At 35.2% G+C, this 23,216-nt stretch carries 15 protein-coding genes; 8 read left to right on the forward strand and 7 right to left on the reverse strand.

Annotated features, from left to right (window positions below; all coding sequences use genetic code 11):
* Nucleotides 1–2: 2 nt before the first annotated feature.
* From NQQ59_RS07755 to NQQ59_RS07790, 8 genes are all read left to right on the forward strand, one after another.
* Nucleotides 3–836: a transketolase gene (locus NQQ59_RS07755; protein ID WP_144215079.1), complete on the forward strand. Its 834-nt coding sequence runs from the start codon at nucleotides 3–5 to the stop codon at nucleotides 834–836.
* A 3-nt stretch (nucleotides 837–839) separates the two neighbouring features.
* Nucleotides 840–1,796 (forward strand): transketolase family protein, encoded by a 957-nt coding sequence (locus NQQ59_RS07760; RefSeq protein WP_144215080.1) that lies wholly within the window; start codon nucleotides 840–842, stop codon nucleotides 1,794–1,796.
* The gene (locus tag NQQ59_RS07765) at nucleotides 1,793–2,713 is read left to right on the forward strand and encodes a D-ribose ABC transporter substrate-binding protein (protein ID WP_257698166.1); all 921 of its coding nucleotides are present in this window, start codon (nucleotides 1,793–1,795) and stop codon (nucleotides 2,711–2,713) included. Before NQQ59_RS07760 ends, NQQ59_RS07765 begins: the two co-directional genes overlap by 4 nt.
* A 2-nt stretch (nucleotides 2,714–2,715) precedes the next feature.
* Nucleotides 2,716–3,330, forward strand: coding sequence for a DUF2291 family protein (locus NQQ59_RS07770; RefSeq protein WP_144215082.1), 615 nt, complete (start codon nucleotides 2,716–2,718; stop codon nucleotides 3,328–3,330).
* Between the two features lies 1 nt (nucleotide 3,331).
* A complete protein-coding gene (locus NQQ59_RS07775; protein ID WP_144215083.1) occupies nucleotides 3,332–4,822 on the forward strand; it encodes a sugar ABC transporter ATP-binding protein in 1,491 nt (496 codons plus the stop codon).
* Nucleotides 4,823–4,836: 14 nt separating this feature from the next.
* Nucleotides 4,837–5,808 carry an ABC transporter permease gene (locus NQQ59_RS07780; RefSeq protein WP_144215084.1) on the forward strand — a complete coding sequence of 324 codons (972 nt, stop codon included), beginning with the start codon at nucleotides 4,837–4,839 and terminating at the stop codon, nucleotides 5,806–5,808.
* A gap of 53 nt (nucleotides 5,809–5,861) precedes the next feature.
* A complete protein-coding gene (locus NQQ59_RS07785) occupies nucleotides 5,862–7,154 on the forward strand; it encodes a nucleoside hydrolase-like domain-containing protein (protein WP_144215085.1) in 1,293 nt (430 codons plus the stop codon).
* 70 nt (nucleotides 7,155–7,224) lie between these two features.
* Nucleotides 7,225–8,730 carry an FGGY family carbohydrate kinase gene (locus NQQ59_RS07790; RefSeq protein ID WP_144215086.1) on the forward strand — a complete coding sequence of 502 codons (1,506 nt, stop codon included), beginning with the start codon at nucleotides 7,225–7,227 and terminating at the stop codon, nucleotides 8,728–8,730.
* Between the two features lie 72 nt (nucleotides 8,731–8,802).
* Here NQQ59_RS07790 and NQQ59_RS07795 read toward each other — a convergent pair whose 3' ends face one another.
* From NQQ59_RS07795 to NQQ59_RS07825, 7 genes are all read right to left on the reverse strand, one after another.
* A complete protein-coding gene (locus NQQ59_RS07795) occupies nucleotides 8,803–9,717 on the reverse strand; it encodes a hypothetical protein (protein ID WP_222104880.1) in 915 nt (304 codons plus the stop codon).
* A 274-nt stretch (nucleotides 9,718–9,991) separates the two neighbouring features.
* Nucleotides 9,992–11,398: a RagB/SusD family nutrient uptake outer membrane protein gene (locus NQQ59_RS07800; RefSeq protein WP_144215088.1), complete on the reverse strand. Its 1,407-nt coding sequence runs from the start codon at nucleotides 11,396–11,398 to the stop codon at nucleotides 9,992–9,994.
* Nucleotides 11,399–11,430: 32 nt separating this feature from the next.
* Nucleotides 11,431–14,580 (reverse strand): SusC/RagA family TonB-linked outer membrane protein, encoded by a 3,150-nt coding sequence (locus NQQ59_RS07805; RefSeq protein ID WP_222104881.1) that lies wholly within the window; start codon nucleotides 14,578–14,580, stop codon nucleotides 11,431–11,433.
* 918 nt (nucleotides 14,581–15,498) lie between these two features.
* Nucleotides 15,499–16,590: a TlpA disulfide reductase family protein gene (locus tag NQQ59_RS07810; RefSeq protein WP_144215090.1), complete on the reverse strand. Its 1,092-nt coding sequence runs from the start codon at nucleotides 16,588–16,590 to the stop codon at nucleotides 15,499–15,501.
* Between the two features lie 48 nt (nucleotides 16,591–16,638).
* Complete coding sequence (locus NQQ59_RS07815) at nucleotides 16,639–18,138, reverse strand: aminotransferase class V-fold PLP-dependent enzyme (RefSeq protein WP_144215091.1); 1,500 nt, start codon at nucleotides 18,136–18,138, stop codon at nucleotides 16,639–16,641.
* 12 nt (nucleotides 18,139–18,150) lie between these two features.
* Entirely contained in the window at nucleotides 18,151–20,157 is a 2,007-nt protein-coding gene (locus NQQ59_RS07820; RefSeq protein ID WP_144215092.1) for a protein-disulfide reductase DsbD family protein, read from the reverse strand.
* A gap of 184 nt (nucleotides 20,158–20,341) precedes the next feature.
* Nucleotides 20,342–23,134: a M16 family metallopeptidase gene (locus NQQ59_RS07825; RefSeq protein WP_144215093.1), complete on the reverse strand. Its 2,793-nt coding sequence runs from the start codon at nucleotides 23,132–23,134 to the stop codon at nucleotides 20,342–20,344.
* Nucleotides 23,135–23,216 lie beyond the last annotated feature (82 nt).

Consider the following 23,216-nt stretch of genomic DNA (forward strand, 5'->3'; position numbering starts at 1 on the left):
AGATGCATATTTCCGAATTAAAACGAAAATCGATAGAGAGTAGAAAAAAAATACTCAAATATATCTACAATGCCAAAGCGGGTCATACTGGAGGAAGTCTATCTATTGTGGATATTCTAAATGTATTGTACAATAATGTCATGAACATTTCTCCTCAGAATTTTAATTCTAATACCAGAGATAGGTTTATTCAGAGCAAAGGACATTGTGTTGAAGCTTTGTATGTAGTTCTAGCCGACAAAGGCTTTTTTCCTGAAGAAGATTTATTGTCCCTGTGTCAATACAAATCTCCATATATAGGACATCCTACTAAATCTATTCCTGGTATTGAGCAAAATACAGGCGGATTAGGACATGGTTTATCGATTTGTTCGGGAGTAGCTTTAGCAGCAAAAATAGACCATTCAGACGTAAAAGTATTTACCATTCTAGGCGATGGTGAAATGGCGGAAGGTTCAAATTGGGAAGCTATGATGTTTGCTGCGCATTACAAATTAGATAATCTAGCAGCCATTCTAGATTACAATAAACTTCAAATTACGGCTTCAAACGCCGATGTGATGGGATTAGAACCTATTGATAAAAAATTAGAAGCTTTTGGCTGGGCAGTAACTCATGTTGATGGTCATAATTTAGAAGAGCTTTCACAAACGCTTAATAATTTACCCTTAGAAAGCGGAAAACCGAGTTTTATCATCGCGCATACAACTAAGGGAAAAGGAGTCAGTTATATGGAAAACGTTTTGAAATGGCATCATGGCGTTCCTTCAGAGGAACAATATGATTTAGCTATAAAAGAATTAGACATTCAATTACAAGAACTTGAAACTATCTAAAAAATGGTAGAAATAAATACAATTAACACTGCTAATCTCGAAGTTTTTTCTGAAATTCTTCAATCCTTAGCCGCCAATGATAGAGATATCATAGTTGTTACGAGTGATTCTCGAGGTTCGGGAAAACTGGTGCCGTTTGGCCAGAAATACCCTGAACAAATAGTTGAAGTTGGTATTGCCGAACAAAATCTTGTTGGCGTTGCCACAGGATTGGCTAGTATGGGCAAAAAGGCATTTGCTGTATCTCCAGCCTGTTTTCTTACGGCACGCGCATTGGAACAAATTAAAAATGATGTTGCTTACTCTGATAATGCGGTAAAATTAATCGGTATCAGTGCGGGAGTAAGTTATGGTGCTTTAGGAACTACGCATCATAGTTTACATGATTTTGCAGTGTTGAGAGCTATTAATAATATTACCATTGTAGCACCTGCAGACAATTATGAAACTGCAGAAGCCATCAAACAGGCAGCCGAAATGAAAAGCCCTATCTACCTTCGTTTTGGAAAAAAAGCGATGCCTGCAAACCTCAACCCAGATAAAACTGATTTCAAAATAGGTAAAGGACGCATCATTCAGGAAGGAAATGATTTGAGTTTTATTGCCACGGGCGAAGCGGTACTTCCTTGTGTAGAAGCGGCTAAACTTCTAGAAAAAGAATATAATATTAGTTGCAAAATAATAAGTCTTCATACCATTAAACCTTTGGATACCGAATTATTATTGGCTACAGCTGGAAATAATAAACCTATTATTACTGTTGAAGAACATTCCGTAAATGGAGGATTAGGCGAAGCGGTAACTTCTTTATTATTTCAAAACGGATGTTCTAATAAATTCAAAATTGTAGGATTACCGGATGACCATACAGTATCTGGTTCGCAAACCGAAATTTTCAATCATTATGGCATATCTGCTAATGGACTAAAAAATACGGCCTTAAATCTATTAAGCTTATGAAAATAAGACACCTTTCCTTAATAATCGTACTGATGGTCTTAATTTTAGGCTGTTCTTCAAAAGAAAAAGCTGAAAAACCTAAAATTGCAGTTGTGGTTTCCACATTAAACAACCCGTGGTTTGTAATGTTGGCAGAATCAGCGGCTGCTGATGCCCGTAAATTAGGTTATGAAGCCAAAATATTTGATTCTCAAAACAATCCAGCTATTGAATCGGATAATTTTGAAAACCTTATTTCTTCTGGTTATGATGCTATTCTTTTAAACCCAACAGATTCTGACGGTTCTATTTCGAGTATTTTAAAGGCTAAAACTGCAGGAATACCTGTTTTTTGCATGGACAGAGAAGTTAATGTTGATGATGCCGCTACAAGTCAAATTCTTTCAGACAACTATTCAGGTTGCGTTTCTATCGGAATCGAATTTGTAAAAGAATTAAAAGAAAAAGGAAAGTATGTCGAAATCTTAGGACTTGTAGGTGATAACAACACTTGGGCAAGATCAGGAGGATTTCATTCGGTTGTAGATCATTTTCCGAATCTAAAAATGGTGGCTCAGCAAAGCGGTAATTTCGACCGTACCAAAGCTATGGAAGTTTTAGAAACAATCATGCAGGCTAATCCTGATATCGATGCTGTTTTTTGCGGCAATGATGCCATGGCAATGGGAGCTTTTCAAGCCTTGCAGGCAACAGGAAAACAATATAAAGTCAAAATTTTTGGATTTGACGGAGCTGGAGATGTAATTGAAAAAATCAGAGAAAAGAAAATCGCAGCGACAGGCATGCAATTTCCTAAAGTAATGGCGCAAACAGCAGTAGCATTTGCAGATGAATATTTTAAAGGAAGAAAAGTATTTCCTCAAAGGGTTCCTGTAGAAGTTGAACTAGTCAATGCATCAAATATAAAAGACTATTAGCGATGAAAAAAAAGCATCTTTATATTTTAGCCTTTCTTGCAGCCGCTTTTTTAGCGTATCATTCTGTTTATTTCAAGAAACTGAGTGATGTGAAAAAAGCGCAAAAGGAATCTTTTGATTTTAAAGCTTATGCCGATTCCATTTATTATAAAGGCATTTTGAAAAGCAAAAAAACGATTAGTTTGAGCAGTTTAAGCTCTTCCTTAAAATTAGACAAAAATGCTACTTTTAAAAATTTTGGAAATAGACTAGGAATAGGAAATTCAGCCTATTTTATGATTAAAAGCACGGGTAAAATCATCGACTTCAAAGATGGCATTTACACTGTTGCTGACGAACATAATGGTGTTGTATTTATTGATACTAAATACATTTTCGGGAATGATTTACGAGACGCTTCAGGCTTAGTAAAACTGACTGATTTTAAAACCAATGCCCAATTCAACAAAGTATCTGAAAACTTAAATGAGATTGTTCGAAATGAGGTCATCCCAAAACAAATTAAAAATCTAAAAGTGGGAGACAGTATTTCATTTTCGGGAGCAATTAAACTAAGTAAAAAACAGGCTTTGTTTACTGACCTTTTAATTATTCCATCACAAATTAAACTTCAGTAATTTGTTACAAGCAATAAACATATCAAAAGAATTTCCAGGGGTAAAAGCACTTAATCAGGTAAATTTTAAATTTTATCCTGGAAAAGTCAATGCCATATTGGGAGAAAATGGCGCAGGAAAATCTACGCTTTTAAAAATTTTGACAGGCGTTTATACCGAATATGATGGCGAAATTCATTTAAATGGAGAGAAAGTCTCATTTTCGAATATAAAAGACGCACAAAATGCAGGTATTGCCATTATCCATCAGGAATTAAATCTAATTCCCGAACTCAGTGTAACCCAAAATTTATTTTTAGGAAGAGAAATTCTAACCCCACTTGGAATTTTAGATGCTGCAAAAATGGAAACAGAAGCCAAGCGTATTTTTGAAAAAATTCAATTAAACGTTTCTCCAAAAACCTTGGTTCAACAGCTGAAAGTAGGAGAACAACAATTAATTGAAATCGCAAAAGCACTTCTCTGCAATGCTGATGTCATTTTAATGGACGAACCTACTTCTGCCCTAAGCGACAAAGAAATAGACAATCTCCACCGCATTATTTATGAGTTAAAAAAAGAAAACAAAACGATTGTCTACATTTCTCATAAAATGGATGAATTGTTCAAAATTGCTGAAAACTACACTGTTTTAAGAGACGGAAACAGCATAGATGAGGGAGAAATAAAGGATACTACCGAGAACGAATTAATTCGGAAAATGGTGGGCCGTGATGTTCTTATCGATAAAAAATGCGTCCAGAATCAATTTCAAAATACCATTTTAAAAGTCGATAACCTCAACCTCATTCATCCTAATGATAAAAAAAGAAAACTTCTTCATGATATTTCTTTTGAACTAAAAAAAGGAGAAGTGTTGGGGATATTTGGTTTGATGGGAGCTGGAAGAACCGAACTTTTGGAAACTTTGTTTGGCATGTACCCAGCAAGCAGCACTTATGCTTTAGAAATTGATCAAAAAAAAGCGTTTCATAAAAAACCAAAAGAAGCCATTGAAAATGGATTAGCTTTTGTAACCGAAGACCGTAAAACTGAAGGACTGATTTTAGGAATGGACATTTCGTCTAATATCAGTTTGACAAACCTGCCTGTTTCTGGTTTTTTGGATCAGCTGAAAGAAAAAAACTCTTCGAAAAATTATATTGAAAAGTTACGCATCAAGACGCCGTCTGAAATGCAGTTATGCCAAAATTTAAGCGGCGGTAACCAACAAAAAGTAGTTCTTGCAAAATGGCTCTCGACCAATCCTCAAATTCTAATGATGGATGAGCCTACCCGCGGAATTGATATTAACGCCAAAAGCGAAATTTACAACCTGATAAAAGAACTAGCAGCTGACCACATGAGTATTTTATTAGTTTCGTCTGAAATTCCCGAAATACTTGCTCTTTCGGATCGGATTTTAGTAATGGCAGAAGGGAAAATCAAAGCTTCCTATTTAGCGGCCGAAGCTACTGAAGATAAGTTACTCAAATCGGCCTTACCAGACTAACACTTACTATTACTATGACTATCTCCTTAAACCACACTCTTATCAAAAAATCGCAATCCTTGATTGCGCTATTTCTTTTATGTTTGCTTTTCAGCTTACTGTCGGACAAATTCATGACCAGCGCCAATCTTTGGAATGTATTACGACAAATTTCTGTGAATGTCTGTATTTCTGTCGGAATGACTTTAGTAGTTTTAATGGCTGGAATTGACCTTTCTGTAGGCTCTGTCTTAGGTTTCACTGCAGCAGTATGTGCTGGTTTGTTGAAAAACGGACTCTCGTTTGAGTCTATGGATTTATTTGTCGGCTTTTCCGTTTTAGGAGCGATTTTAGTATCCATTCTTATAGGTTTAGCCTTGGGGCTTTTCAATGGTTGGGTAATTACCAAATTTTCCATTCCTCCTTTTGTAGCTACATTGGCAATGTTAACTATAGCTCGCGGACTAACAATGCTTTATACAGAAGGAATTCCTATTTCTAATTTAGGTACTGAATTTGAATTTATTGGTTCCGGATGGATTTTAGGAATTCCAGCACCAGTATGGATTTCCATATTTATGGTACTGATTGTACTCTTTTTAACTAAAAAAACAACTTTTGGAAGATACATTTATGCTATTGGCGGTAATGAAAGAGCCGCATTTTTAGCAGGTATAGACATCAATAAAGTTAAACTGACGGTTTACGGAATTGCTGGAATGATGGCTGCTGTAGGAGGTGTTTTAGTTACTTCAAGACTGAATTCAGCACAGCCAAATGCTGGTACAAGTTACGAATTGGATTCAATTGCAGCCGTAGTTATTGGAGGAACATCACTTTCGGGCGGTATTGGTACTGTTGCTGGAACTGTAATAGGCGCCATAATTATTGGTGTTTTAAACAATGGATTGGTTTTACTTGATGTATCGCCTTTTTGGCAACAAGTCGTAAAAGGATTTGTGATTTTATTAGCTGTTATCATTGACAAAATGAATCAGAAAAAATAATGTATCGCCGACCTCTTCTCTATTAAACCACTTACCAAAATAAAAATTAAAAAATGAACAAGCTTATTTTCACCATTCTATTTTGTGCTGTTTTTACAGTTTCGATAGCACAAAAACCAGTACCTGTTAAACCTCGAGTCTTAGTAAGCACAGATATCGGAGGCACCGATCCCGATGACAACCAATCGATGATCCATCTGCTGATGTACAGTGAGAAATTTGATTTTGAAGGATTGGTTTCTTCTCCTTCGTACGGTGATGGCAATAAGGCAGAAATACTGCGAACTATAGATTTATACGAAAAAGATCTTCCAAAACTGGAAAAGCATGTTAAAGGCTTAGCTTCACCAAAGTATCTGCGTTCGATAACAAAACAAGGAAGAAAAGGCGCTGCACCTTATGACGGATTCAAAACTTCAACAGAAGGTTCTGACTGGATTATCAAATGTGCACTAAAAAAGAGCAAACAACCTCTTTGGATATTGGTTTGGGGAGGCCTTGAAGATTTAGCACAGGCATTGCACGATAAACCAGAAATTCAGAAAAACATCAAAGTATTCTTTATAGGCGGACCAAACAAAAAATGGAGTGCAAACAGTTATGCTTACATAGCTGAAAATTTTCCAAATCTTTGGTTTATAGAATCGAATTCATCTTATTATGGTTTTTTCTCAGATAATGTTGCCGAAAACTTAAACGGAAAAAATTACTATAAAAACTATATCAAACAAGCCGGCTTTTTAGGTAAAGACTATGAAAACAATCGCTACGAAGGAAGACTGAAAATGGGCGATACTCCGTCACTTCTATATATGATGGACGGAGATCCTAACGATCCTACTAAAGAAAGCTGGGGCGGTAGTTACGTAAAGTTTCAACATAGCCCAAGAATAGTATTTAAAAGAAATACCACAGCTCAAGACACTGTACCTGTTTTTTCTGTAATGGAATTTCATTTTAAAGGTCCAATCGTAAACAATATCCCTAAAGATTCAGCTTGTATCACAATGGCTGTAAAAGCAAAGATTGGAGAACAGAAATGGGACGGATTTTATCTTGGCGATGGGAATTATGTTATCAGATATTCGCCAAAACAAACTGAAACAGTAAACTACACCGTAACTTCGAACATTCCAGGCTTTGAAACCCAAACTGGAACATTTTTCGTAAGCAATCTTTGGCCAGGAAAACACAATACTACAGACTATAATTTAGGCAATAATTGGTATACAGATCGACCAAATCCTGAACTTTATGACGGTATTTGGCAAGGTGGCAAAACAGTTTTAAAATGGAGAAGCGATGTCCTTTTAGATTGGGCTAAACGCTGGGAGTGGCTTCAATAATATTTTTATCTCCTTCTAAACGATCTTATATCTTAGATTGTCAAAAATCAATTTTTACTGCAAAAGATAAATGAAAAAATATATTCTAGCTATTGACCAAGGTACGAGCAGTACCAAAACCATACTTTTTGACGAATTAGGACAAGCTGTTTCTAAAGGCAGTGTGGATCTAAAAACAAACTATTTTGATAATGGTTTTGTAGAACAAAATCCAGAAGATATTTATCAAAATGTTCTTGATTCTATTAGACTTTGCTTGGTAAATTTTACCAGTCAGGGTTTTGAATTAAAAGATATTGTTTCGTGTGGCATCAGCAATCAAAGAGAAACATTTGTTCTTTGGGATAAAAACGGAAAAGCATTGAGTCCAGCAGTAGTTTGGGCCTGTAAGCGTTCCATTAACATCTGTACTGATTTAATTGAAAAGGGTCAAAACGATTTTATCAAACAAAAAACAGGATTATTATTAGACCCTTATTTTTCAGGAACTAAATTACTTTGGCTGCTACAAAATGATGCTGTATTAAAAGAAAAAGTTGAAAATGGAGAAGTGTATTTTGGAACAGTCGATTGCTGGCTTTTGTATAAATTGACTAATGGAATTCATTTCAAAACCGATTATACCAATGCTTCAAGAACCTTGCTTTTCAATATTCATACCCTAAAATGGGATACTGAAATTCTTAAAAAATGGGGATTAAGCAACTTAAATCTTCCTCTTGCCTGTCCTTCATCACATGATTTTGGAAAATTTGATTTGAAACAGGTTTTAAACGATAATCATCCTATTTCAATTCCAATTACGGCCTTAATTGGAGATTCGCATGCGGCTACTTTTGGAGAAGGATGTTTTGAAAAAGGCACTGCAAAAGTCACACTTGGAACAGGAAGCTCCATTATGATGAATATTGGTAATGAAGCTGTTTTATCCAATTCAGGAATGCTTACCACTATTTGCTGGAGCACAGAAGACCGAGTTGATTATGGCCTAGAAGGCGCAATAGTTTCTTGTGGTTCTACAATTGAATGGCTGAGAAACGAATTGCAATTATTCGCTCACGTCAGTGAAACATCAACAATGGCAACAGCAATTGCTGACAATGCGGGAGTTTATTTAATCCCTGCTTTTAGCGGATTAGGTGCTCCACATTGGCAAATGAGTCGGAAAGCCTCTATTGAAGGCATGACATTTGGAACAACTAAAAATCACATTGTAAGAGCAGCTCTAGAAAGCATTCCTTATCAAATAAAAGATGTGACAGAAGCTATGGCAAAAGATATGAAAGCACCATTAAAATCTATTTCTGTAAACGGAGGAATGACTCAAAATGAATTTGTCATTCATTATCTAGCTGATTTATTGGGCATTTCCTTAAATAAACAGCGAAATTCAGATGTGTCTGCTTTGGGCGCCGCATATTTATCTGGTTTAAAAAGCAATGTTTTCAGCAGTATTGAGCAGCTCAAAACCCTTGTTAAAAACCATACCGAAACCGTTTCAGCCAATCTTGAAAATCAATTGCCTGAAAATGGATATTTGGGCTGGAAAGAAAAAATAAAAAAGGAAATAGTTTAAATTAAAATCTTCTATTAGCTAAAAAAGCTTCAGTGACATCTGAAGCTTTTTAGTTTATTATTAAATCAATTATTAAAGACCTAAATTAGGCAGCACAAAAGATTTAGTATTTGGATGCAATCTTATCCATAACCCTGGATTTACATTTAATTGTTGTAATAATTGATCTGTATCTGAACTCAACTGTGTATTAATTACGTTTGCGTAAGTTTGAACTTTAGCAGGAGCAGAATCAGCATCTACTACAGACTGAACGACCTTCTTGGCTTGTAATATGGCTGCTGGACCTAAAGTGAGAATATATTTAGCAGATCGACATTCTTTTTCATCACTTTCATTTATAAGACTTCCACCTGCTTTAAATTTACTAATGTGATGCTCCAAAATGCTATTAGAGATTGGAATTATCCCAGCAATGTGTTCGCTTTTTGCTCCAGAAAAAGGTTTAATGTAAGCCAAATGTGATGCATGGTTTTCTTCAGGACCATGACCTATAAAAAATATATCCAAACCTCCCAATTCTTCCAATTTATTCAAATACTGTACAAGTGCGGACTCTAAATCTTCGGTATCTGTTTGAATTGGTGTAAAACTTTTGATCTTTTTGAAAAAGGCATCTCCTAAAATACGCTCAAAATCTCTAACAAAACTTAAACCATTATTCATACTCAATGGAGCAAGCGCATCCTGAGTAAACACATTCAGTCTTGCAAGTAAACGGTCTTGCTCTGTCGATTTAGCTAATTCTCCAAGCAAACGGTGTAACTCCTGAGCCCCTCTTCCACCAAGAAGAGCAATATTAATATCACCCTCTTTTGAGGCTGCAGTATTGTAAAGTTCATTTAACATTGCCTGACCTACGGCTGCTTCACTTCCAAGAACAGTAGGAACTATGCCATAATCAGTAAAATTAAATTCCTCGCCGCTCTTTTGAGACAACCACACATTATTATTCTCTTCGTATCTTGTAAATTGTGAATTAGACATATTCATTATGATTATTTATTTTAATTAGTTAGCATTATCTCGTATCCTTGATAAGAACTTTTTTATCTGAGCAGTTTATCTAAAATCAGGTTACTTTTAAAATTTTAAAAGTAAAAAAACATTCTGTCTAAACAAAATGAGCCCCAATATAGGGCTCATTTCAATCAAACTAATTACAAACCAAATGCAAACTTTTGAAATCGTGGCCTACCCCAACTAAACAAGCAAGGAGTCCACACTTTTATCAAACGAGCATTAATCTTAAACAATCATCTTATTTGTAAGCCTCATTTTGAGTAATAACACCAGGATTTTGATTAATTACCAAAAATGGAATAGGCAATAATAATTTCGATTCTGTAGTCGTGATATTTTTACTGCTGTTTTTAATTACCGGAATCGCTCTTCCTGTTCTAATTAAATCAAACCAACGATGGAATTCGCATGCAAATTCTACCTGAGATTCATGTTCCAGTGCAAGAGCCACTGTATTGTACTGAGTTGGATAACCTGCTGTTCCGTACGCTGGTAATCCAACACGGGCACGAACTTCATTCAGGTATTTTGGATCTGAAGTTGCTTCTGTCAACATGAGAAGAACGTCTGCGTAACGAAGAATGATAAAGTTGTTATCCGAAGCTTCTCTTAAACCATTAACAGGAGCTTTTGCATCTTTCCACTTAATTGTAAATTTCACATTAACAGTTGAACCATTAGACGTTTTATATCCATTTTGAATAGAAATATCTCTTCTAGGATCATTTGTTTCATAGGCATTCCATAAATCATCAGCAACCTGATTAAATCCTCCTCCCCAAGCTGTAATCACACGATTATCAACTGGAGTAAACATCGCCCAATACAAACTGTATGGAGTAGATATTCCTCCTTTATATTGAATCTCAAAGATAGACGATGCACCGTTTTTCTTGGTTAAATCCCATAAATCGGCATAAGGTACCAGACTAAATTTGCCATACACTTTCAATAAAGTTTCAGCTGCTTTCGGTTTATCGCCTATAGTTAAATAAACCTTTCCTAACAAAGTATTGGCTGCATCCTGACTTGCAGCTCCTACAAAACGCTGACTTGTTTTTATTGGCAATTTAGCTGCTGCAAAATCAAGATCTTTAATAATTTGATCGTATACTTGATCCTTTGGTGTGCGCGCTTGTGCATAAGCTTGAGCAATACTGATTGGAGTTGTAACCAACGGTACATCGCCCCAAGCACGAACCATATCAAAATAGTATAAGGAACGTAAAAACTTTGCTTCTCCAATTAAAGCATCTCGATTGGGAAAATCAAGTCTTTCGGCACTGGCAATAATATTATTTACAATATAGATTGACTTATAATAATTATTCCAAAAATTAAATACCAGCTCATTATCGATTTTCATCGTGTGTAATTCGAAACTTTCGTAATCTTGTACTCTTCCAGAAGCGCTATCGTTATAGGCATTATCAGACATTAACTCGCCATAGAACGACGGAAGACTTTCTGGACCATACAAAAGATAAAGCGAATTATAAGCAGACCATAATGCTGTTTCAATATCTTTCTGAGATTTATAGAAATTATCTTCGTTAGCATTTGAAATAGGAGTTTTATCTAAAAAATCTGAACTACATCCGAATAGGAATAAGCTACAAAAAAGCGTTGCTATTATTTTTTTCATTTTCTTAAGTTTTAAATGATTTTCTTCGATTTTTAAAAACTAACATTTAGTCCCATAGTACCCGTAAAAGGATTTGGATAAGCTCCATAATCAAATCCTACCATTGATCCCGATTGATACGTACTGCCTTCTGGATCATATCCTAAATATTTCGAGAACACATGTACATTTTCCATATTTACATATAACTTAATGTTGCTGATCTTCAATTTTTCAACTAAGCTTTTTGGCAAGTTATATCCTAAACGAATATTTTGGATACGAACAAATGATCCATCTTCAACCCAGTAACTTGAACCAAAATCTTGAACCGTGTTTGGCGTCATACGAGGTTTAGGAATCATTCCGTTTCCTGGATCAGCATCAGATTTCCAGTAATTGTTTACTACAGAATACATATTACGATTCCCTCCTCCTACACCTGATTTCAAATATCTGGCACTATGATTCAGGATTTCTCCTCCTTGTGAACCGCGTAATAAGACAGAAAGTTCAAATCCTGAATAAGAAAAATTATTAGTCAAGCCCCATTGAAAATCTGGCTGATAGTTACCTAAATAAGTTCGGTCGTCAGAATTAATTTTGCCATCGTTATTGACATCTCTTACTCTTGGATCACCCGCTTCACTGCCTGGCCAAACCGGATAAGCTTTGCTGTCCAACTCTGCTTGTGACATAATCACACCATCAATAACATACCCATAATACATTCCTACCGGCTGTCCTACAGCTGTTCTCGAGGTCATACTGCTGACATTGACATCTATTGGAGCATCATTTGCGCCAAGTTTTAAGACTTTATTTCGGTTGGCAAAAATGTTAAAATCAGTACTCCATTTGAATTTTCGATCTATATTAATGGTACTAAGACTTACTTCAAATCCTCTGTTTTCCAGCTGTCCTATATTGGTTAAAGTAGAAGAAAAACCAGAAATAATTGGGATAGGCACATTGAGCAACAAATCTTTTGTTTTTGAATAATAAATATCACCCGTAAATTTTACTCGTCCATTAAAAACACTTACATCAATCCCAAAGTTGGTTTGACCTGTTTTTTCCCATTTTAAATTTTTATCAGCAAAATTTGAGGTGTAAATACCTTGGTTTACAGTACCAGAACTTACATACGGGCTATATCCTAATACACCAATAGATCCGTAGTTTGGAATAGAATTGTTACCCGTTTCTCCATAACTTAACCTAACTTTCAAATTATTCAACCAAGTAGATTCCTTTAGAAAAGATTCTTCAGAAATACGCCATGCAAGCGATCCCGATGGGAAATACCCCCATTTGTTATTGGCTCCAAAACGGGAAGAACCATCAGCTCGAATTGCTGCCGTTAGCAAATATTTGCCTTTATACGAATAATTGGCACGAGCCAAATAAGAAAGCAATGACCACTCTTCTGAAAAAGTATTACCAGCATTCACAACACCAGCATTCAAAGTATGCACTAAATCATTTGGGAAATTTCCAGCTGTCATACTGCTCAAATCGGTACGTTGTTCTTGAGCAGAAAACCCTGCCAAAACATTCAAACTGTGATTTTCATTAAATTTCTTGTTGTAATTCAGTGTACTTTCCGAAATCCAATTGTTAGATTGTAATGTTTTGAAATCAGCTTGTGCTGGTACCCATCCAGAGTATCCCCAATTCTGACCTGCATTCCAATAGAAATTATGAACCGTATTCTCAATATTAGAACTCACAGAAGTTTTAAAAGTCAAATCCTTTATAATATCCCATTCTACAAAAGAAGTAATTATCGATACATTGGTTGTTTTTTTAGCGATTGCTTCTCTTGTTAATGAATACGGATGCCATAACTGGAATCCATATTTAGCAAATGTATTCCATATGGATGCGGGATCCTTAAAACCTAAACTTCCTGTTTCAACATAAAGAGGAAAAAACGGATCACTTTGCAGGGCCAAACCTACTACGTCACTTTTTCCAGCTGTACCATATGGTGCTTCTTTTATTTGGCTAAGACCAATATTGATCCCCATACGAACTTTATCATTAAACTTATGTTTCAGATTTGACCTCACATTAATTCTATCATATGTATTACTGTCCACTACACCTTCTGAATTTATATACCCCAATGATGCCATAAATTGTGTTTTCTCCGTTCCTCCCGAAGCCGACAGCTGAAAATTTGTATTAAAAGCCGTTCTCAATGCTACATCCTGCCAATCGGTTCCTTGTCCAATACGGGCAATCCAAGCTGGATCAGAGAATTCTGTGGGAACCGTTACGCTAAGACTTCTTGTAGCCGATGGATTTGCAGCAACAATTGTCGCCCATGAATTATTTCTTGCCGCTGTGTTGTAGGCAATAAATTCTGAAGAGTTCATCATATTAACCTTACGATTGACTTTAGAAATACCAGACTCGAAAATTGCATCAATTTTAGTTTTACCAGCTTTCCCTTGTTTTGTCGTAATGATCACAACACCATTTGCTCCTCTAGAACCATAAATAGCTGCAGAAGATGCATCTTTCAAAATATCAATCGACTCAATATCGTTAGGATTAATTGAATTCAATGGATTTCGATTAAAACTTAAATTACTTCCTCCACTAATTCCCGAATCAGTTGAGTTTGTTGTATTATCTTCCAACGGAATACCATCTATAACATAAAGAGGTGTAGTTCCAGCATTTATAGAAGAAGCTCCACGAATTTTTACTGTAGGCGCAAGACCTGGAGCACCTTGAGACTGTATAATTTGAACACCAGATGCTTGCCCTCCCAATGATTGAAGTGCATTAACATTTGACCTGCCTTCTAATTTATCTGCGCCAACGGAAATTACCGATCCGGTCAAGTCTTTTTTCTTGACAGAACCATAACCTACAACAACCACTTCGTCTAATTTGGCTGAATCTTCTTCTAATTTAATGGAGATATTTGTCTGTCCATTTACCAAAACTTCTTTTGTTTTAAAACCGACATAAGTAACCACTAATACTGCTTTTTCATTTTTTACTTTTAATGAAAATTGACCATCTAAATCGCTTTGAACTCCATTTGTAGTTCCTTTTTCAATAATATTTACTCCTGGCACGGGTAATCCGAAACCATCAGTAATTTTTCCTTTAATTTCTTTCTGTTGCTGCCCGTAAATCGGCATACATAATAATAGTCCTAGAAAAAATATATAATACTTCACTTTCATATGGTTTATCGGTTAGTTAGTTGTTCTAAAATTTTATGTTTTTCACCTTTAGTGAATTTGAATCGCTTTTTTAATTTGTCAATACCATTTTTAGATTAATAATTTGAAACTATAGAAGTGTAATGTGACACTCTCATTATTTACTTTTAAAAACATTTATCTGTTTTTCATGTAAATATTTCTACTGAGCGAATGACTTTATTGAGTTAGTCTTTTTCAGTTTTGATTTCTTCAGATTTTTTCATTTTACTTTCACATTTTGGATTGCTTAGTAAATGACACTGTTGTATTACAAAAGAAGTCGGAGCAAAAGATCAGGTCCTTTTAACCTGTCTGGAATTTTAAAAAGTCTTAATTTTTATTTTTTTTCCATACATTTTTTTTTTAGGCATTTATAAAACTTCTTCATTCTCTCCATTCATAGTTTTAAATAAATTTTAAGAAATAAAAAATCAAATATAAATAAATAACTATTAAAAATTATTAAAAACAAATAAAAAAGAAAGAAAAAGAAAGAAAAAGAAAATAAAAAGATAAAAATTAAAAAGCAAAATAGTTAGGAAAACGTGAATAAAAATTACCTTAAAACGAAATAGTCTGATGAAAAACCAAAAAATAGCTTAAATTTCCTATATTTTTTAGAGAAAAAATAAAAGTAATACCTAGCAAAAAAATCAATATATAAAGTTCAATTAAAAAAACAATCTACCTTTTCTTTATTTTCTTTTTCTTGAGTGCCATATCGCAGAAAATTAACGTATTGAATAGAGAAATACGTAAAGTGGCAAATTTTGAAGTTACTCCATTAAAAGAAGTTCAGAAATAGAGAAAAACGTTTTATGGAGAACGTTTTTAAAAATAAAAACCTCCAAAGTCAAATTAGATTTTGGAGGTTTTATTCTTAGTATGTTTTTATTTTTTTTGAGGCGACTTAAATTCTTTTAAAAGATTATCATACTCTCGTAGCTCTTTTTGAAGTGCTGGATTATTTTTGTCGGCAAGAATTTCTAATTTTAAAATTTCTATTGCTTTCTCCTGTTCTGCTATTGCCTCTTTCTCTTTGCCTATTTTAGCCAAAAGCATGGCAATTGCACTAAGCTGATAACGATCGACAGGTTTTTGACGAAGAATTTCAACACTTACTGCATAAATAGCTGGTGTCATATCCTCTCGTTTAGGCATTATCCTTGCAATTTCAAATGCGCCGTTATCGTTTTTGTTTTTTAAATCAACTAGATAAGCCAATGCTTTATCTTTAGACACATAATCGGCTAAAACTTTAAATTTCTGTATTTTATAAGCTGGGCTTGCACTTTTTGCAATTCCTGCATCAATGAGTTCAATAGCTTTATTATAATCTTTCTTGTTTAAAGCTTCATCTATTTTCATCTGCTCTACTCTTGCTTTCTCATAAAATGCCCGCTGTTCCTCATTCTGTTCTTTAAAAGCTTTCACATCAAATGTCCCATCGATAAACTGATCCATTAAACCATCAAGAGCAAAAGGATGCCCAATCCAAATAAGACTTCCTTCCCTGATCACAAAAGTAGACGGAAGTCCCTGACTTCCGACAGCTTCAATCCAGTTCTTTTTCATGTACTCGTCGTTACTATCAGCAAAACCTGGATATGTCATTTGATTCAAGTCACTGTTGATGAAGTCCATTACTTTTGGCAATACTGTTTCATAAGATTGTCCTTTTGTCTTTTCCATCACATTGACGCCCAAAAAGGAAGCTTTTCCTTCATACTTCTTTGACAGCTCAGATAAATGTCCCATTGCCTGTCTGCAGGCACCACACCACGTAGCCCAAAATTCTAATACGTACACTTTTCCATCTTTTACTGAGGAAACAGACTCACCCTGAAGCCATTTTGAATATTTTATTTCCGGAGCAACATCACCAATACTAAGTTGGTTCTTATTTTGAGAATTTATCGTCTGTATACTGAAAAATTGTGTTAGGAATAAACTCAACACAACCACTTTGTTCATAAGTTTCATTAGCTATTTCAATTGTGTTAACTTCTTTTAGTTTCTATTTTTTATGATTTATAAAACAAACCATTCTTTCACATCTTCCTCAATAGTTTCTTTAATCAAAAGATTATCAAACTCATTAGTAACAGGGTTATATTGATACGCTTTCTGCCAGCTTTCAATATTTAAAACAATCTCTTTAACCGAATTTGTAATAAACAAAAGCTCGTCATTTTTCATTGTTGGATGAAGCGAAACCCTTACCCAACCTGGTTTTTCAGTTAAATTCTTTTGAAGGATTCCATTAGTAATTTCGTTTGATTTTTCTTCATCAATACCTAGCAGAAAATGAGCATAAGTACTCGCACACGACCAACCTCCACGAACCTGAATTCCGAAACGATCATTTAGTAAACGTACCAAAAGATTGTAATGAATATTTTCTATCGTAAACGAAACACAGCCAATTCTTTCGGTTTTTAAATCTCCTAAAATGGTTAGGCCATGAATTTTCTGTAATTCAGAAAAACAAAGCTGAAGCAGTTCTGTTTCTCTTTCTTTCATTTTTTCAACTCCCATTTTATCTTTTAATTCCAAACACAAAGCTGTTCGCATTACCTGCAAAAAACCTGGAGTTCCACCATCTTCTTTTACTTCAATGGCATCGCTGTAGTGATATTCTCCCCAAGGATTGGTACATTTTACATTTCCTCCACCAGGGTTATCAGGAAAATTAGATTTATAAAGTTTTTCATTGAAAACTAAAATTCCACACGTTCCAGGTCCGCCGAGAAATTTATGCGGCGAGAAGAAAATCGCATCCAGCTGTTCTTCGGGATCTTTAGGATGCATATCGATTTTTACGTAAGGCGCCGAAGCTGCAAAATCGACAAAGCAATAGCCTCCATTTTGATGCATTATTTTGGCTAGTTCATGATACGGTGTAATAATTCCGGTTACATTCGAACAAGCGGTAAACGAACCGATTTTTAATCTTCTACTCTCGTATTTCTTAAGTTCTTCTGAAAGTATCTTAGGATCAACTAAATTGTTCTCTCCGCAAGGCAAAACCACCACATCTGCAATTGTTTCATACCACGGAACTTGATTGGAATGATGCTCCATGTGTGTGATAAAAACAACTGGTCTTTCGTCATCAAAATTCAGTTTTACATTGTAAATATTATCCTCAGAACGTAATCCCATGATACGCTGTAACTTGTTTAAAGCCGCAGTCATTCCGGTTCCAGTCGCTACTAAACAATCTGAATCAGATGCGTTAACGTGATCTTTTATCATCTTTCTCGCGTATTGATACGCATAAGTCGAAGCTTTTCCAGTCTGGCTGGAAAATGAGTGCGTATTGGCAATCATGGGACCGATTTTGCGAAGCATTACGTCTTCGATTGGGAAATACAATCTCCCGCTCGCAATCCAGTCGGCGTATAATAAATTTTGTGTTCCATAAATCGATTCGAAACTATGGTTTACGCCAATTGTATTTTCTCGAAATTCTGAAAAATAGTGTTCTAATTCGTTTGTTTTCAAAGTAACTTCCATTTCATTTATCATTTTAAAAGCATTTTACTTTTTAAAGTTTTTAATCCCAATTTGCAACCAATTGTAATATTCTTCAATATTCGGATTGTAAGCAGATGGTTCTGTCAAGTTTGCACTTTTATGATCTACAATTACATAAAACGGCTGCGCATTTGCTTTGTACGTTTTAATCTGTAAATCACTCCATTTGTTTCCAATGGTTTTAATCTTTTTTCCCGTTGTTTCAGAAACATATTGCTCATTTTCTGGCAGTTCTTTTTTATCATCAACATACAATGAAATCAAAACCACATCATTATTTAAAACACCCAAAACTTTAGGATCAGACCATACCAATTCTTCCATTTTTCGACAGTTTACACAAGCATATCCTGTAAAATCTAATAAAACTGGTTTTCCTTGTTTTTTCGCATATTCCATTCCTTTGTCATAATCATGAAACGTGATGATGTTTTGCGGACCGTGCTCTGCTCCTTCTGGCAGTGAACCTGTAATCTTTAGTTCAGAATTACCCGAAACTCCTAAACCATTTGGAGATTCGCTGTACTGCATTGGTGGTGGAAATCCGCTGATTAATTTTAAAGGCGCCCCCCAAAGTCCTGGAATCAGATAAATAGTAAAACTTAGAACAACCAGTCCAAAACCTAATCTTCCAACTGAAATATGATTTAATGGCGAATCATGCGGCAGCGTAATTTTTCCGAATAAATAAAAAGCCAGCATTCCGAAAACTGCAATCCATATCGCTAAGAAAGTTTCTCTTTCCAGCCAATGCAATTGCAATACTAAATCGGCATTTGATAAAAATTTGAAAGCTAAAGCCAGTTCCAGAAATCCTAAAACAACTTTTACCGTATTCAGCCAGCCACCAGATTTTGGAAGTGCATTTAACCAACCCGGAAAAGCAGCAAATAATGAAAACGGCAATGCAATGGCAATTGAAAACCCTAACATTCCAACGATTGGCGCGATTCCTCCTTTTGAAGCGGCTTCAACCAATAAAGTTCCTACAATTGGGCCTGTACAAGAAAAAGATACAATAGCTAAAGCCAATGCCATAAAGAAAATTCCAATTAGTCCTCCTCTATCAGCTTGCGAATCTACTTTGTTGGCTAATGAACTTGGTAATACAATTTCGAAAGCACCCAAAAATGAACAAGCAAAAACAACCAATAAAATAAAGAAAATCAAATTGAACCAAACGTTGGTTGAAAGTGCATTTAACGAATCTGCACCAAAAACAGCAGTCACGATTGAGCCCAATAAAACATAAATAATTACGATTGAAATTCCATAAATCATAGCGTTTCTAATTCCCGCCGCCTTGCTTTTACTTTGTTTGGTAAAAAAACTTACCGTCATTGGAATCATTGGAAAAACGCAAGGTGTTAACAAAGCTGCGAATCCTGATAAAAATGCTAAAATAAAAATCGTCAGTAATCCTCTTGATTCTGTTTTCTTTGGTGAATCTGGTATTGCACCCTGAACTTTTTCTTCGGTTTGAACAATTGTTTTTTCTTCACTAATTACAGTATCTTCTTTTACTGTTGAGTTTTCTTCAACTGCAGCAACTTTCTTTTCACTTGGAATTTTAAATGTCAATTCTTCCGAAGTTGGTGGTAAACAATTGCTGTCATCGCAAACCATAAATTCAACTTCTCCAGCAACATTTGAAATTTCGTCTGAAGTAAATTTTATTTTTTGGGTAAAAAGGGCTTTATCCTCAAAATATTTTATTTTCATATCGAAGATTTTATCCACTACTTCGTGTCCTTTTTCTTCGGTTGTTTTTCCGATAAGTTCAAACTTTTTATTCGAATTTTTGAAAGTAAAAGCAGTTCTTGAAGGTCCGCCTTCTTCAATATATTGTCCGTATAAATGCCAGCCAGATTGAATTACCGCCTGAGCTTTTAAAACATATTCTTTATCTGATATTTTTTCTACTGATGTTGACCATTTTACAGGATTGTACATTTGTCCAAACATACTGAAAGAGAACAACAAGAGTATTATAATTGTGGTATTTTTCATTGTTATTTTTGTTTTTGATAGGATAAAAAAAGAGCTGTCCGTAAACAGCTCTTAAGGCCTTTCACAGAAAATTGCTTACTAATTCAGATTCTAAAATGAAATAATGAAAGACTTTTTTAGTGGCCAGTCGCCGTCTCAGTTTTCAGTTAAAAATTGAACTGAAAACTGAGACTGAAAACTGAGACTATTTTAAAGGTAAACCGTCTTTATCAAGAGATCCAGATTTGATGATAATCATCTTATCCAATTTAACATATTTCTTAATCGCGTCGTTTACTTGTTGTAACGTTGCTTTATCAATGTCTTTTGGATATTGGTCGATGTAGTTTGGTTCTAAACCTCTTTCGATGAAGCTCAAAATAGTTCTTGCCATTCCGTTTGTGGTAGACATTCCAACTTTAAAACTTCCGATTAGGTTCGTTTTCTTGTTTTCCAATTCTTCTGCTGTGATTCCGTCTTTTACCCATTTATCAACCTGAACCATAGTAGCATCCAGACCTTTTTGGAATAAATTCGGATTGAAGGAAGCATTCACAAACCAGTAACCTCCTGTTTCAATATTTCCTCCCAAACCAGATGAAATGTTATACGTCAAACCGTCATTGTCGCGAACGGTCTGCATTAAACGCCCTGCAAATCCTGCTCCTAAAGTATAATTTCCGATGAAAAACGGAACATAATCAGCATCAGCTCTTTTTAATCCTGTAAACTGTCCGATGAATAATTCTGCACTTGGTTTTTCTGGAATTGTGACTACTTCTGTTTTTGCTGCGGCTTTTGAAGCTTCTTCAAATTTTAGTTTTTCTGTAACTCCGCCGTTCCAGTTTTTGAATGATTTTTTTAGGGAATTATTCAAGTTTGCTCCATCGGTATCTCCAACAATTACCAGACGCATTGAAGCCGTACCGAAATACTTTTTATGGAAAGCTTTTACTTCTTCCAATGTCGCTTTTTTGATATTTTCGATGTTGTCCTCGACACTTAAACTGTAGTTTGGATTGTTTTTGGTGTAAATTGACTGAGATAAGGCAATGCTTCCTCTTTCTCCTGGATCGTTTAAACTTTGTTGTATATTTCCAATAAACTGTTGTTTAAGGTTTTCAAATTCTTTGGCGTCAAACAATGGATTTCGCAATTCTTCAGCCAATAATGTAATGACCTGATCCAAATCTTTTTTCAGACATTTGAAACCAATATTCACTTTGAAGGCTGAGGCGTTTACATTTAATGAAACTCCTAATTTTTGAAGCTTTTCTGAGAATTTGAATTTGTCGTTAAGCGTTGTTCCTTTTGACAGCATCGAAGCTGTTAAAGCTGGAATCATATCATTTTTGCTTTCGCTGGCATAATTTCCAAGTGAAATACTCGCTGCAACAGTCACAAAATCTTTTGCTGAAGTTTTTACAGAAACCACATCAATTCCTGAAACTTTTTCTCTTTTAAAAGCAGAAGCCGTTTTTTCAATTGTAGTATCTAATGATTCATCTTCTGTTAGTATATTTTTTACTGATGAAGAAATAGCCGCTGAACTTTCTTCATGCAAATGCCCATCTTCTGAATGTCTGTAATAAAATGGTCCATTTTCTGGCATAAACTTCCCTGCCTGAGCTGTCTTTTGATTTTGAGATCCCGATTGTTTCGGAATAAAATAACCTGTTGTACTTTGGTCTTCTACTAAATATTGGTTTGCAACACGCAAAACATCTGCCGGAGTTACTTTTTTCAATCGGTCAACTCCTGTAATGTAATCGGTCCAATCTCCTGAAGCGATTGCCTCATTCAAAGCCGAAGCAATTACGCCAGAACCATCACGCGCTAAAACGGTCTGAGCGCTTATTTTTGCTACTACACGGTTTACCTCATCTTGAGTTACACCTTCCTTTTGAATTTTAGCTATAACCTCACTGATTTTTGCATCAATATCTTCATGTTTTGAAGTGGTTGGAAAACCTACACCAATTGTGAAAAGTCCCACTTCTTTGAAGTTTGTTGCACTGGCGTAAGAATAAATTCCCAAACGGGTATCAACGAAAGTTTTGTTCAGAATTGCCGATGGACCATTCCCAATAATTTGAGCCAGAATGTTTAAAGCTGGTAGATCTTCGTGCAAAGCGCCTGGAATTTTATAGGCTTTGTTTACAACACCCAATTCTCCTGGTTTTCTCACCACAATTTTACGTGCTCCATATTGCTGAGGCTCTTCTGTGTAGGGCTGTGGCATTACATGCGGCGCTTTTGTGATTTTTCCGAAATACTTCTCAATCAGTTCAAAAACATTTTCTTTTCTGAAATCTCCGATGATGGTCAGAGTCGCATTGTCTGGCCAGTAATAAGTATTATAGAAATTCTTTAAAACTTCAATCGGCGCTTTTTCAATATCCGATTTCCATCCGATTGTTGAGTGATGATATGGATGAGCAATATAAGCTGCCGCCCAGATTTCCTTGTCAAGCAAACTGTTCGGGTTGTTTTCTCCACGTTCAAATTCGTTACGTACAACGGTCATTTCAGCTTCTTTGTCTTCTTTCGTCAATAAAGAATTTCGCATTCTGTCGGCTTCGATTTGAAGCGCCAGTTCGATTTTATCACTTGGAAGTGTTTCAAAATAATTGGTTCTGTCATACCATGTTGTAGCATTTAACTGTGCTCCTGTATTTTGCAAAACATCCGTAATGGTATTTCCGTTTTTCTTATTGAAAGTTGGCGTTCCTTTAAACATCAAATGTTCCAAAAGGTGTGTTGATCCGGTGTTTCCTAAAACTTCATGTTTAGAACCTACACGATAGACAATTTGTACAGTTGCAACCGGAGAAGCATTGTCCTGCGAAAGCAGTACGCTCATACCATTGGGTTGGTACAAATATTCTTCAATTCCGCCTAACTCTTTTATTTTCTTAAAGTTAACTGATTTTCCCTGCGCTGACATAAGGGCACAGAAAGCTAATGAGCAATAGCCCAGAAAGATGTATTTTTTCATTTTTTTGTGATTGAAATTATCTACTAAAAATATAAAACAATTCTTACTTTTTGAATTGTTTTATATTTTTAACTACAGAATT

The organism is Flavobacterium panacis, from assembly GCF_024649945.1.
In the GTDB taxonomy this organism is placed as follows: Bacteria; Bacteroidota; Bacteroidia; order Flavobacteriales; family Flavobacteriaceae; genus Flavobacterium; species Flavobacterium panacis.